Source organism: Kitasatospora sp. NPDC094019 (genome assembly GCF_044764505.1).
GTDB lineage: Bacteria > Actinomycetota > Actinomycetes > Streptomycetales > Streptomycetaceae > Kitasatospora.
The window spans coordinates 257886-270714 of the sequence record NZ_JBIWIF010000007.1; the positions used below are offsets into that span (position 1 = coordinate 257886).

Below are 12829 nucleotides of genomic sequence, written 5' to 3' on the forward strand. Positions count from 1 at the left end.
CCAGCGCGGGTCGTTGGCCCGCTCGGCGTCCCCGTCGTGCGCGGGGCCCGGGGCGGGGGCGGCGGGGGCGGCGGCGGGGGCCTGGAGGTCAGAGCGCACGGAGTCCATTGATCACGTCTCGCAGCAGGCGCTCGTCCGGCAGCTCGGCGAGCGGAACGGGTCGGGTGACGCTGATCAGCTCGGCGTCGTAGAGATCGCCGAGCAGGACGCGTACGACGCTGACCGGCAGGTCGGTGAAGGAGCCGAGCTCGGCCACCGAGATCGGCTCCCGGCGGCACCAGGCCAGGATGGTCTGGTGCTCGGGGTCCAGCACGTGGGCGGGGACGGCCGCCGCGACCGGCGCCGGGTCCTTGGCGACGATCAGCGAGATCAGGTCGAAGAGACCGTCCTCGACCGGCCGGGCCCGGCCCCGGGTCATCGAGTAGAGGCGCACCACCGGTCCGGCCTCGTCGTCGAACCAGCGGTCGTCGACCGGGGTCCGCGCCCGGAACAGGTCGAGCCCGGGCCCGTCTCCGTCCGGACCGTCCGGACCCCGGTCGGTGGTTTCCCCGCCGACCGCGCCGGCCGGCTCCGGATCGGCTGTCACCGGCCTCGGTTCCTCGTCCGCCATCGGACCGCTCATCTCCCGGGCGGGGCCACGTCGGCGCGCGGTTCGGCGGCCAGGTGCTCGCCGACCCGCTTGACCAGCAGGGCCATCTCGTAGGCGATCTGGCCGATGTCGGCCTCGGCCTCGCTCAGTACCGCCAGGCAGCTGCCGTCGCCGGCCGCGGTGATGAACAGGAAGGCTTCGTCCAGCTCGACCATGGTCTGGCGCACGCCGCCGACCTTGAAGTGCCCGCCGGCGCCCTTCGCCAGGCTGTGGAAGCCCGCCGCGACGGCGGCCAGGTGTTCGGCGTCCTCTCTGGCGAGGTCGCGGGAGGCGCCGGTGGCCAGGCCGTCACCGGAGAGGATCACCGCGTGGCGCAGGGCGGCCACTCGGCCCACCAGGTCGTCCAGGAGCCAGTTGAGGTCTCCGGACGACTGCGTCGAAGTGGTCATGAGTCAGTTCCTTCTGCTGGAGCGGGTCGTGCCGATGGTGCGGTTCGTGCGGACGGAGCGGGTCGTACGGGTCCCGCCGGACGGGCGGGTCGTACGGATGGTGCGGTGCCTTCGGGCGGCCCGTCGGACAACGGACCGGCGGGTGCGTCCGGTTCCACCGGGAGGCGCGGGGGCCGGACGAACCTGGTCGGCGGCGGCACCGGCGCCCGTCGGACCAGCGGCGCGGGTTCGCCCCCGGAGGGGCCGGTCAGCGCCGCCGGAGCGGGGGCCGGGGCCAGGGCTCGGCGTACCACCGGCCCCGGCGCGGGCGTCGGCGGATTCGGCGTCCGGGAGGCCGTCGGGGCGGCGGTCCGGGTGGCGCTCGGGGCGGTCGTCGACGCGGCCGCCGGCCGGGCGGAGGTGCTGCCCCGGCCCCGGGTGAAGCCGCGCTGGAACGAGGCGAAGGTGGCCCGCGCCTCCTCCGGCGAGCGCTCGCGCACCGGTTCGCCGTCGACCCCCGGTGCGTCGGAGCCGCCCGGGCCGTCGGCCCGTCCGGCGGCGGCCTCCGCCGCGCGCTCGCGCAGCTGCGGCGCCAGGTTCGCCTGCCGTACCCGCCGGGGCAGCCCGCCCGGCGCACCCGTCCTCGCGGTGCCCGGATCCGTCTCCGCGGCCGCGCCCGGGAGGTCGGCCTCGTCCGGGCTCGGGCTCGGGTTCGGCCCGGTGGCCCCGGCGCCCTCCGCCGTGGCCGCCAGTTCCTCCGCGCGCCGGTGCCGGCCGGTACCGGGCCCGGTCGCGTCGCCGGCGGCGGCCGCGACCAGCACGGGCCCGCCGTTGCCGCGCGAACGGCGCGGCAGACCGCCGGGCGTGCGGGCCGGTTCGGGCGCCGAGGGGCGAGGCCCGCCGGCGATCCGGTGCCGGCCGCCCGTTCCGTTCACACCCTTCAGCGCACCGCCCGCGGAGTTCGTGCCGTTGCCGCCGCCCGCGCCCCGCGCGTGCGGGGAGTCGTCGCCGGGGCCGTCCTCGTCCAGGGCGGGCACCGCGACCAGGTCGCGCTGTCCGCGCCGCCCGACCGCGGCCCGCCGACCGCCGACCGGACCGGGAGCGGTACCCGGCCCCGGGCCGGCCCCCGCCCCGGCTCCGGCGCCCGGACCCGAGGCCGCGGGCGGCTCCGGCAGCCCGTCCGGCGCCTCCGCCAGCAGTTCGCGCGGGATCAGCACCACCGCCGTGGTCCCCCCGTACGGGGAGGGCCGCAGATGCACCCGGATGCCGTGCCGGCGGGCCAGCCGGCTGACCACGAACAGGCCCAGCCGGTCGGTGTCGGCGAGGTCGAACTCCTGCTCCACCGCCAGACGTTCGTTGATCTCGGCGAGCGCCTGCTCGCTCAGCCCGAGCCCCCGGTCGTCGATCTCCAGCGCGAACCCGTGCGCCACCACCTCGCCCTGGACCGTGACCTGGGTGTTCGGCGGGGAGAACACCGCCGCGTTCTCGACCAGTTCGGCGATCAGGTGGGTGACGTCCGCGACCGCGCTGCCGAGCAGGCCGGTGCCGGGGAACGGCCGGACGATCACCCGGGCGTAGTCCTCGACCTCGCCGACCGCCGCCCGGACCACGTCCACCATCCGCACCGGCTTGCGCCAGGCCCGGCCGGGCGAGCCGCCGGCCAGGATGATCAGACCCTCCGCGTGCCGGCGCATACGCGTGGTGAGGTGGTCGACCTTGAAGAGGTCCTCCAGCTCCACCGGGTCCTCGGTGCGCCGTTCCATGGTGTCGAGCAGGGTCAGCTGGCGGTGCAGCAGGACCTGGCTCCGGCGGGCCAGGTTGACGAAGACGGCCGAGACGCCGCGCCGCAGTTCGGCCTGCTCGACGGCGGCCTCGACGGCGGCCCGCTGCACGGCGTTGATCGCGCGGCCGACCTGGCCGATCTCGGCCTGGCCGAACTCCAGCTCGGGAGCCTCGGCGGCGACGTCCACCGACTCGCCCTTGCGCAGGCGCAGCATGACCGAGGGCAGCCGGGTGCCGGCCAGTTCGTTGGCGGCGTTGCGCAGGCCGATGAGTTCGCGGACCAGGCCCCGGCCGATCCGGTAGGAGATGAGGACCGAGAGCACCACCGCGACCAGGCCGATCACACCGGCGATGCCGCCGCGCCAGAGCAGTCCGATCGCATAGGAGTGGTCGCGGTCGTCGATGGTGCCGGTCAGCCGGGCGTTGATCGCCGCGAGGTCGCCGAGGGCGCGGTCGGCGGTCTCCCGCCAGGCGTCGCCGTTGATCGCCTGCACCACCCGCTCGGGACCGCCGGCGCCGACGAAGTCCGCCTCCGCGCGGGCCAGCGCGGCCCAGGCTTCGCCGCCGCGCAGGGCGATGTAGTCGGCCTGGTCGACCGGGTCCAGTTCGGCGATGTACACGGTGAACAGCGCCTGCTGGTTGTGCAGGGCGTCGAGCGCGACCTGGTACTGCTCGGAGGTCGGCCGGCCGGTCCCGCTGCGCAGCCCCTCCATCGCCGCGTCCTCCTGGGCGAGGTACTCGCGGGCCCGCATCAGCTCGATCAGGATGGTCCCCTGACGCGGGAGCTGGCCGCTCTGCCGGGCGACGAAGGCGGACCGGAAGCCGAAGACGGGTTTGATCAGGTCGGTGTACTGGCCGAGGGCGAACTCCCAGTTCAGCGCGGCGCGGCCGATCTGGGCGCGGAGCGGGGAGAGCTGGTCGGCCGCGGCGAGGATCTGCAGGTAGCGGCCGCGCTGGGCCTCGTCGAGCCGGCTGCCCTCGGTGTCCTTCTTCAGCTGCAGGACGGCGAGGTCGTGGTCGGTGGCGGCGCGGGCCTGCTCGAAGGCGTCGCGGGCGGCGCGGGACGCCGGGTCGGCGAGCCTGCGGACGGCGGCCCGGCGCTCATTCTGGAGGTCGTGCGCGTACAGGTCGACCGGGGCGCCGAACTCCTTGTAGGTCCTGCTGACGTCCAGCCGGCTCCAGACGTCGCCGGTGGTGGCGAGCGTCGCGTACGCCCAGAGGGCGGTGAGGGCGACGATGGGCACCAGGAGCAGCGCGATGATCTTCGCGCGGATCGAGCTGCTGCGCAGACGCATGGAGTCCTCGGTCGGGAAGTGCCAGGCGCGGACGGGGTGCGGGGAGGCGTGGCGGGGCGGCGGGGAGACCCGGGAGCGGGAGCGTGGGACGTGGAGACCGTGCGACGCGGAGGCGGGTCGACACGGACGAGTTGACACGGACGAGTTGACACGGACAGGGTTGGTACGGACCAAGGGCCGGCCAGGGGCGGCTCTCGGCCGCGACCGGGTACCCCGGCCGCAGGTCTGCGAGACTCTACTACGCCCTGACCACTCGTTCGAGGGTCGAACCCACCCTCTTCCCGCACCGGCCCGGATCGTGTCCGGATCGCCGCCGCGATCACCGCTTCCGCACAGTCGTACGAGGCCCTCGACGGCTCCACGACACTTTCCGCACACCCCGGTGCCGATCTCGTCGCGTCACGGTCACAACCCTGGGCAGTCGGCGAGGGATCCGATAGTTTCGCTGCACCTGCAGGACTGATCGGGGGGATCGTGCGCGAGTTCACCACCCCCGCCCCGGCCGGACCGGCGGCCACCGGCGGGCTGGCCGACTCGCTCTACGACACCGCGGAACGCTCCCCCGCCCTGGTCCAGCTCACCCGCCGCGCCGGCCGCTCCCGGCGCGCCGCCGGGGACGCGTGGCAGGACGTCACCGCCGCCGGCTTCCGCGACGAGGTGCTCGCCCTCGCCAAGGGTCTGCTCACCCGGGGCGTGCGCTACGGCGACCGGGTCGCGCTGATGTCCCGCACCCGCTACGAATGGACCCTGTTCGACTACGCGCTCTGGTCGATCGGCGCGATCTCCGTCCCCGTCTACCCCACCGCCGCGCCCGAGCAGGTCCGCTGGATCCTCGCCGAGACCCAGGCGGTGGCCTGCCTGGTCGAGGACGAGGACCACGCGATGACCGTCGGCGCGGTCTGCGACGCGTTACCCGACCTGACCGGCATCTGGCAGCTGGACCGGGACTGCGTCGCGGCGATCGTCGAGGACGGGCACGGGGTGCCCGACTCCCTCGTCCACCGGCAGCGGCTCGGCGTCACCGCCGACACCGTCGCGACCGTCGTCTACACCTCCGGGACCACCGGGCGCCCCAAGGGCTGCCTGATCACCCACGGCGCGCTGGCCGCCGCCGCCGACGCGCTGCTCGACGGCTGGGGCGAGGCACTGCGGGACACCGGCGGACAGCAGCCGTGCACCGTCCTGTTCCTGCCACTGGCACACGTCTACGGGCGGATGGTGCAGATCGCCTCGATCCGCGGCGGCTTCCGGGTCGGCCATGTCTCCGAGGTGTCCACGGACGCGCTGCTGCCCGCACTCGCCGCGCTCCGCCCGACCTTCCTGCTCGTCGTCCCCTACGTCCTGGACAAGGTGTTCCAGCAGACCCGGCGCACCGCCGAGGAGGCCGGCCGCGGCGAACTCCTCGAACAGGCCCGGCAGGTGGCCGTCGACTGGGCGGCGGCCCGGGAACAGCGCGCCTTCGGGCACGGCCCCGGCCCCGGCACCGCGCTGCGGCTGCGCCACCTGGCCTACGAACGCGCGGTCTACCAGCGGCTGCGCACCGTGTTCGGGGGCCGGGTGCGGGCGCTGATGTGCGGCGGATCGACCCTGGACCGCGAACTCGGGCTCTTCTTCGCCGGGATCGGCTTCCACCTGTTCGAGGGCTACGGGCTCACCGAGACCTCGGCGGCCGTCACCGGCAACCCGCCCGGGCGGTCGAAGATCGGCACGGTCGGGCGGCCGGTGCCCGGCGCGACGGTGGCGATCGCCGACGACGGCGAGGTGTGGGTCCGCGGCCCCGGCGTCTTCGGCGGCTACCTCAACCATCCGCGCTGCACCGCCGAATCGCTCTTCGAGGGCTGGTTCGGCACCGGCGACCTCGGCAGCCTGGACGAGGACGGCTACCTGACCATCACCGGCCGCAAGAAGGACGTCATCGTCACCAGCAGCGGCAAGAACCTCGCGCCCGCCGCCCTGGAGGTCCGGGTGGAGTCCCACCCGCTGGTGTCGCAGTGCCTGGTGGTGGGCGACGACCGGCCGTACGTGGCCGCGCTGATCACCCTCGACCCGGCGGCGCTGGCGCACTGGCTGAAACGGCGCGGGCGCGGGCAGTCGGACCCGTGGACCGTCCTGGCCGACGAGGATCTGCACGCGGAGGTCCAACGGGCGGTGGCGGCGGCCAACACCGCCGTGTCCCGGGCCGAGTCGATCCGCGCCTTCCGGCTGCTGCCCAGGGAGTTCGGGGTGGAGCAGGGGCTCATGACGCCCTCGCTGAAGCTGCGGCGGGCGGCGATCGTCGAGTACTACGCGGCCGACATCGAGGAACTGTACGCCCCCTGACGTCTCGTCTTGTCCCGTTTTACGCAAGCGAATTGGGAGTCCGTCGAGTACGACCGGTCCCTTGACGATCGCAGTGGTCCAGTCCATTGTTTTGCTCCGGTCCGAGTGCGGCACGCCGAACGCTCCCGCCCCCTCCGGGAGCACCCCCACGTCCTTCTCCACCCGCCCGCCCCACGGGCGCGTCCCCCACGCTGGAGTCCCCACGTGTCCATCACCTCGCGCATGTCCACGCGCCTTTCCACGCTCGGGTCCGGGCGCCTGCCCACCCGTCCGTCCACCGGGCTGCCCACCCGGCTGCCCGCGCTGACCGCGTCGGCCGTGCTGCTGGTGGCCGGCCTGGCCGCCGTGCCCGCGCACGCCGCCGAGGCTTCGGCCTCCGCGCCCGCGGCTGCGGCGCCCGCCGCAAACCTGGCGACCAACCCCGGGTTCGAGATCCCCGCCTCCTCACTCGCCGACTGGGGCAGCGTGCCCGGCTGGCGCTGCTCCGGCGGGCCCGCCGAGGCGGCCCTCACCACCGCCGCCCCGCACTCCGGCACCTCCGCCCTGGCCGTCACCCCGGCCGGCGACGAGTCCACCGGCGAATGCGTGCAGACCGTCTCGGTCCAGCCCGGCACCACCTACACCGCCTCCGCCTGGGTCCGCGGCAAGTTCGTCTTCCTCGGCGCCACCGCCGGCACCGACCGCCCGACCGCCCCCGCCTGGACCGAGTCCACCAACGGCGGCTGGCAGAAGCTGACCACCCGCTTCACCGCCGCCCCCGGCGCCACCACGGTCCGGCTCGCCGTCCACGGCTGGTACCAGCAGGGCCCCTTCGCGGTCGACGACGTCCGGGTCGACGGGCCCGCGCCCGCCCCGGCGACCGCCGCCGCCTCGGTGCCGACCAGCGACAAGGTCGTCTTCTTCACGGTCGACGACGGCTGGCAGACCACCCCGGAGGCGGAGCAGGTCATCACCGCCAACAAGCTGCCGATCACCGCCTTCCCGCTGCCGATGGCCGCCGCCAACAACCCCGACTACTTCCGGCGGGTGACCACCGCACCCGGCTCCTCGATCCAGGACCACAGCGTCTCCCACACCGACCTCACCACCCTCTCGCCCGCCGAGCAGCAGGTCGAGATCTGCGACGCCCGCGACTCGCTGACCCGGCTCTTCGGCACCACGCCGACCGTGTTCCGCCCGCCGTACTTCGCCTGGAACGCCGACACCCTCCAGGCCGCCGCCAACTGCGGCATGCGCACCGTGCTCACCGCCGACGCCGACTTCAGCTGGGGCGCCTCCAACATCTGGCACGAAGGGACCCTGTCGCCCGGCGATGTCGTCCTGATGCACTGGACCGACACCCTGGCCGACGACCTCCGCCGCGCCCTGGCCGCCGCCGAGGTGGCCGGCCTCAAGCCCGCCGGACTGGCCTCCTACCTGCGCTGACCCGCAGGCAGCACCCGCCGGAACCACCTGCGGGCACCATCCGCGCGGCGCACCGCCGACCCCGCCCCGGGGCCGGCGGTGCGCTGTTCCCCGACGCGTTGACAGCAGAGCCGCGCGATGCCGGGACGGGCCGCGTGCAGCGTGCCGCCGGCCGCAGAGACGTGGGCCGGTCGGCTTGCCGAGCCCTCCCCTTCGGACTTCCGACAGTCCGGAGAGAGCTGCCCGGTCGTACGCCCATGTCCTCCTTGTCGTTCGATCAAGCTGTCGTCGAGGAGTTCCGCGCCCGGGGCGGAAGGGACGGCGGCCCCTTCGAGGGTGGGGACCTGTTGTTGCTGACCACCGTCGGCGAACGGTCCGGGCGGGAGAGCACCTCCCGCCCGGATTCGTGCGGGCGGACGGGCCGCTGATCGTCGCCTCGGCGGCCGGGGCGACCGAACATCCGCAGCGGTACCGCAATCTGCTGACCCACCCGCTGGTGCGGAGGGAACTCGGCACGGAGGTCCTCGATGCGACCGCCGTCCCCGCCGAGGGCGAACGGCGCGAGCGGCTGTTCGGGGCCGTGGTGCAAACGGCCCCCGGGTCGGGGGACCACCAGCGGCACACCGCCCGGCGGCTGCCCGTGGTCGTTCTGGAACGTCCCGGGACCGGGGCACCGGCGCGCGAAGCGGCGAGCCTCGCGGACAAACTGCTGGAGGTGCACGACTGGCTGCGCGCCCAACTGCGGCAACTGCGGACCGAGACCGAGACCCACCTCACCGGCGGTGGCGGGGTGGGGACAGGGATGGGGGTGGGGGTGCCGGGGACGGCAAGGGTGCCGGGGAGCTCCGGCGCTCGGACTGCGGATCCAGCCAGCACTGCCTGGCGCTCCGCCAGGACCTGACCGTGCACCACACCAGCGAGGACCGGGGCGCCTTCCCCGCGCCGGCCCGCAACCGCCCGGAGCTGCGGGGCGTGCTGGAACAGCCGACCGAGGAGCACCGCACGGTGGCGCGACGCAGGGACGAGCCGGTCGCGTTGCCGTCCGGCCTCGGTTCCGCCGAGCCGGAGGCTTCCGGGCCGCGCCGGCGCGGACGGCGGACGAATCGGAGGCTTATCTCGCCCACGAGGAGCGGGAGCTGCTGCCCGCCCTGGCCGGGACCCCGTTCCCCCGGACCGGGCACTGACGCGGCGGGCCCGTCGGCCCCTCCTGGATGGGGGGACCGGCGGGCCCGCCTGTGGCGCGGCCGGGCTCGGGGCCCGACTCGGGGTGGGGACCGAAGCGGAGTGGGGACCGAAGCGGAGTGGGGACCGAACCGGAGTGGGGCGTCGGCTCGGAGGTGGGGGCGGGGGCCGAGCCGAAGTGGGGGCCGGCTCGGAGGTGGGGGCCGACTCAGGGATGGGGGACGGGGGCCCGAGCGGGAGTGCGGGTGCGGTCGCGGTCGGGGTGGGGGCCGTCGGCGTGAGGTCGGGCCCGTGTGGGGTCGTCGGGTCCGCGTGGGGGCCGGGGTCCGACCGCGACCGCGGGGCGGGTCGCGGCGCGGGTCAGACCTGCGCGGTGAACACCGGCAGGAAGCCGCCGGAGTGGCCGGCCGCCTTCGGGTGGTAGCTCTCCTCCACCGGCAGGGTCGTGCTGTTCAACCAGGTGGTGCTGGAGCCGCAGATCTCGTGCTCCCGGAAGATCGACCGGACGTCGCCGAAGGCGAAGCCGGCGTTGGCGGCGCGCTTGGCGATGACGTCGTCCAGCGTGTCGGCGGCGCCGTTGATCGCGGCCCGCTTGGTGTCGCCGATGCCGAAGATGCAGCTGCCGCCGACCTTGTAGAGGTGCGGATAGCCGAGCACGACCACCCGGGCGTTCGGGGCCTTGGCGTGGATCGCCGAGTAGACCTGGTCGAGCTTGCCGGGCAGCGTGGTGGTGGCGTAGTTCTTCGCGGTGGCGACCGCGTTGAGACAGGCGCTCTCCGAGTCCAGCACACAGGTCTGCATCGTGCTGGCGAAGCCCGCGTCGTTGCCGCCGACGCTGATGCTGACCAGCGTGGTGGCCGAGTTCAGGGTGGAGAGCTGGTTGTTGAGCACGTCTCCGGTCCGGGCGCCGGAACAGGCCAGGAACGAGAAGGAGGACGGCGCGTGCGCGTTCTTCCACAGGTACGCGTACGCGTTGGTGCTGCGCTTGCAGCTGCCGCTCTCGCTCGTGTAACTGCCGGCTCCGAGGCCCGAGGCGTAGGAGTCGCCGAGCGCGACGTAGTTGACCCCGGCGGCGTGGGCCGAACCGGCTGTGACGAGGGTGGTCAGGGAGAGGAGCGCCGCGGTGACGGCGACGGACATGGCACGGGCAGGGCGTAGCATGACACCTCCTGGGAGTGACGTGCGTCACATAATTTGATACCAGGCGGTAGCTAACTCTGGAAGTTGTCATGCCAAGGCAATTGACGAACAGTCTGACAACGGCGCGGTGAACTGCCCCTTCTGACACGGTAGATGCCTCTGTACGCCGGTTTCGGCGGGTCGCCCGATCGAGGGACGGCACTCAGCCGGACGTGCGACCGTCGACGCCGAGGCGCTCCGGCCCTCGACCCCGGCTCCCGGTCGTACGCCGCCCGCCCGCTCAGGCCGTCGGCGGTTCCCCCGGACCGGCACCCGTCGGGCCGCCCGGGTTCGCCCCGGGGAACAGCTCGCACCCCGCCGCCGGCAACTCCTCGATCGTCTCGTTGGCGGCCGAGGGCACGCCCAGTCTCCGGACGGCGGTCGCCACCGCCGCCCGGGCCTGACGCAGCCCGGGCAGACCCCAGCCGAGCAGTTCGACGGCGAGGCCCGGCGCGACCAGCAACCGCCGGTAGTGCCGCCCCGAGGCCGGGTCCGGCGCGCTCGGACCGACGGCCCGCAGCGCGGCGGCCATCCGGACCCGAGCGCACTCGTGGCCACCGTTGGCCGAACCGACCCGGTCGTAGAGGTAGCCGAGGTAGTGCGGCGTGCCGATCAGCGCCTGTGCCTCCTCCGCCGCCTCCCGGGCCAGCGCCGAGCCGGGGTCACCGGCGTCCTCCGGCTCCAGCGAGCCCCCGGGCAGCGAGACGACGCCGTCCTTGGGGTTGACCAGGGTCAGCACCCGGCCGTCGGGCGTGAACAGCCACCCCCAGGACTGCTTCACCGGAAGTCCGGCGGGCACCCGCTCGCCCGGCCGCCACGGCCAGCCCGCGGTGGGACGCCGACGCACCCGGCCGAGCAGCTCGGCGATCTCCGCGCTGTACTCGATCCGGCTCATGCGTCCCCCTCTCGGTGTCGGGCTCGCCGGACCGACGGTGCGCGGGGACTGTTCGCGGTGCGCGGTTCGGGGCGGAGCGGCGGGCGCGGCGGCGTGGGGTACCGGCCGTTCCCGCTGTTGATCTTCCCCGAAATCTTCCCCGAACAGGCGGTCGATGAACAGTCCCCAGCGCCGCTTGGTGGACACCCGGCGCCGAACGCCCAGGTCAGCCGCGATCAGGCCAGGGGCTCACCCCCGCCCCCGGTCGGCCCCTCCCAGGGCGGCCGACCGCCCGGCGGACGGTCCCGCGGCGGCCCGTCACAGGCCCGGTCGGCGGGCCCGGCACCGGGTGGCCGCGCGGGTGGCCCCGGGCGACCGCCCCCCGGCGGCCCACCCTCGCCCGACGGCGGCGGAGCCGGCAGGGGGAAGCCCGGCAGCGGGACGACCGCCGGCGGGAACGGCAGGCCCCGACCGACATCGTCGGCGAGCTCGTCCAGCACCTCGCGGACGGTCATCGGCCGCAACCTCCCGCCCCGCAGGGCCCACCCCCGCACCGTCTGGCCGCCGGGGGCCGCCGGGTCCCCGTGCAGCACCATCGCACCGGAGCCGCCGACGGCCAGGCCAGCCGCCAGCGTGACGCAGAACGCCTCGGCGTCCCGCCCGCCGGGCCCGGGACGACCCCGCTCCACCCGGAGGTCGGCCGCCGAGGCCAGCTCCTCGCCGTCCTCGGCGCCGTGGCAGCGCAGGGTCAGCAGATGGAGTCCGTCACCGGCCCCCGCGCCCACCGCGAGCTGGACCTCGACGGCGTGCCGCATCACCGCCACCAGCCGCCGCTCCCCCGGCGGCCCCTCGCCCGCCGCCGTCAGCAGGGCCGCCATCGCGACGGAGATCCGGACCCGCGCCCGGTGGTCGTCGGCCAGCTCCGGCAGCAGCACCGCCAGTCGCTGCCCCGCGTAGACGAACGGCTCCCCGGCCAGCTCGGGATCGGCCGCGTAGGCGACCCGGGCGGCCGCCTCACCCGGCGCGAAGCCGAGCGCCTCGCAGTACTCCGCGTAGTCCGCCGGATCGAGCACCCGGAGGTGCACCTCCAGCCCCTGCCCCCGCAGCGCGCGCAGCTGGACCGCCACCCGACGCAGATAGGCGCGGAAGGTGAGCCCGCCGAACATCCCGTACCGCGCCAGGTCCGCGAAGTCGGCGGCGCCGACGGCCAGCGCGAGCGCCACCGGCTGCGGGGGCGGCGCCCCGCGCGGGCGGAGCCGCCGGTCCCGCACCCCCGGACCGGCGGGCCCGCCCGGACCGCCCGAACCACGCGGCCCGCCCGACCGGGGAACGCCCGCCCCGCCTCCCGGCGGCCGCCCGTCGGGAACCCTCCCGGCCGGTCCGCCCGGCCCCGGCCGGCGCCGCTCCGCCCCGGGGCCCCACAGCCGCCCCACGGGCGCGCGCCACCCCGAGCTGCGGCCGCCCGCGCCCGGACTCCGACCTCCGCTCCGACCCCGCTCCCGCTCCCGCTCCCGCACCGGCTCCCCCGCCCGCCGCTGCTCCGACCCCTGGAACCCGCTCCGCGTCCGCTCGCGCACGGTCGCCTCCCTCCGTCGCCGGCACTCCCGCGCCGGCCCCACGCCGCCCCACGAGCCCCTCGGCTCCCGGCGAACGCGAACATACACACCGTCACCGACAATCGACCCGCGGTGACCTCTCCGGGGCCCGGCGGACCCCCCGGAACCACCGGCCGCACCCGTTCCGGACCGGGTTGTCGGTGGCGCCCGTTATGGTCGGG

Annotated in this window: 9 protein-coding genes; 3 read left to right on the forward strand and 6 right to left on the reverse strand. The window is 75.3% G+C overall.

Annotation, left to right across the window (positions count from 1 at the left end; genetic code table 11):
- Window positions 1-88 precede the first annotated feature (88 nt).
- From ACIQ9P_RS18350 to ACIQ9P_RS18360, 3 genes are read right to left on the reverse strand one after another with little or no spacing between them, the layout of a single operon-like run.
- On the reverse strand, window positions 89-586 hold the full coding sequence (locus ACIQ9P_RS18350; RefSeq protein WP_402356468.1) for a DUF742 domain-containing protein: 498 nt from the start codon (window positions 584-586) through the stop codon (window positions 89-91).
- A gap of 32 nt (window positions 587-618) precedes the next feature.
- Window positions 619-1038, reverse strand: coding sequence for a roadblock/LC7 domain-containing protein (locus tag ACIQ9P_RS18355; RefSeq protein ID WP_030392000.1), 420 nt, complete (start codon window positions 1036-1038; stop codon window positions 619-621).
- A complete protein-coding gene (locus ACIQ9P_RS18360; protein WP_402356471.1) occupies window positions 1035-4094 on the reverse strand; it encodes a nitrate- and nitrite sensing domain-containing protein in 3060 nt (1019 codons plus the stop codon). The genes ACIQ9P_RS18355 and ACIQ9P_RS18360 overlap by 4 nt, the downstream gene beginning before the upstream one ends.
- A gap of 474 nt (window positions 4095-4568) precedes the next feature.
- Here ACIQ9P_RS18360 and ACIQ9P_RS18365 point away from each other — a divergent pair, with 474 nt between their 5' ends.
- The 3 genes from ACIQ9P_RS18365 to ACIQ9P_RS18375 all read left to right on the forward strand — a co-directional run bounded on the left by ACIQ9P_RS18365 (window position 4569) and on the right by ACIQ9P_RS18375 (window position 8718).
- Window positions 4569-6413: an AMP-dependent synthetase/ligase gene (locus ACIQ9P_RS18365; protein WP_402356474.1), complete on the forward strand. Its 1845-nt coding sequence runs from the start codon at window positions 4569-4571 to the stop codon at window positions 6411-6413.
- A 222-nt stretch (window positions 6414-6635) separates the two neighbouring features.
- The gene (locus ACIQ9P_RS18370; RefSeq protein WP_402356477.1) at window positions 6636-7838 is read left to right on the forward strand and encodes a polysaccharide deacetylase family protein; all 1203 of its coding nucleotides are present in this window, start codon (window positions 6636-6638) and stop codon (window positions 7836-7838) included.
- Window positions 7839-8223: 385 nt separating this feature from the next.
- Window positions 8224-8718 carry a nitroreductase/quinone reductase family protein gene (locus tag ACIQ9P_RS18375; RefSeq protein ID WP_402356479.1) on the forward strand — a complete coding sequence of 165 codons (495 nt, stop codon included), beginning with the start codon at window positions 8224-8226 and terminating at the stop codon, window positions 8716-8718.
- Window positions 8719-9359: 641 nt separating this feature from the next.
- Here the strand turns inward: ACIQ9P_RS18375 and ACIQ9P_RS18380 are convergent.
- The 3 genes from ACIQ9P_RS18380 to ACIQ9P_RS18390 form a co-directional block, all read right to left on the reverse strand.
- Window positions 9360-10160, reverse strand: coding sequence for an SGNH/GDSL hydrolase family protein (locus tag ACIQ9P_RS18380; protein WP_402356482.1), 801 nt, complete (start codon window positions 10158-10160; stop codon window positions 9360-9362).
- A gap of 259 nt (window positions 10161-10419) precedes the next feature.
- The gene (locus ACIQ9P_RS18385; protein ID WP_402356485.1) at window positions 10420-11073 is read right to left on the reverse strand and encodes a hypothetical protein; all 654 of its coding nucleotides are present in this window, start codon (window positions 11071-11073) and stop codon (window positions 10420-10422) included.
- Window positions 11074-11288: 215 nt separating this feature from the next.
- Window positions 11289-12323, reverse strand: coding sequence for a hypothetical protein (locus ACIQ9P_RS18390; protein ID WP_402356488.1), 1035 nt, complete (start codon window positions 12321-12323; stop codon window positions 11289-11291).
- Between the last annotated feature and the right edge of the window lie 506 nt (window positions 12324-12829).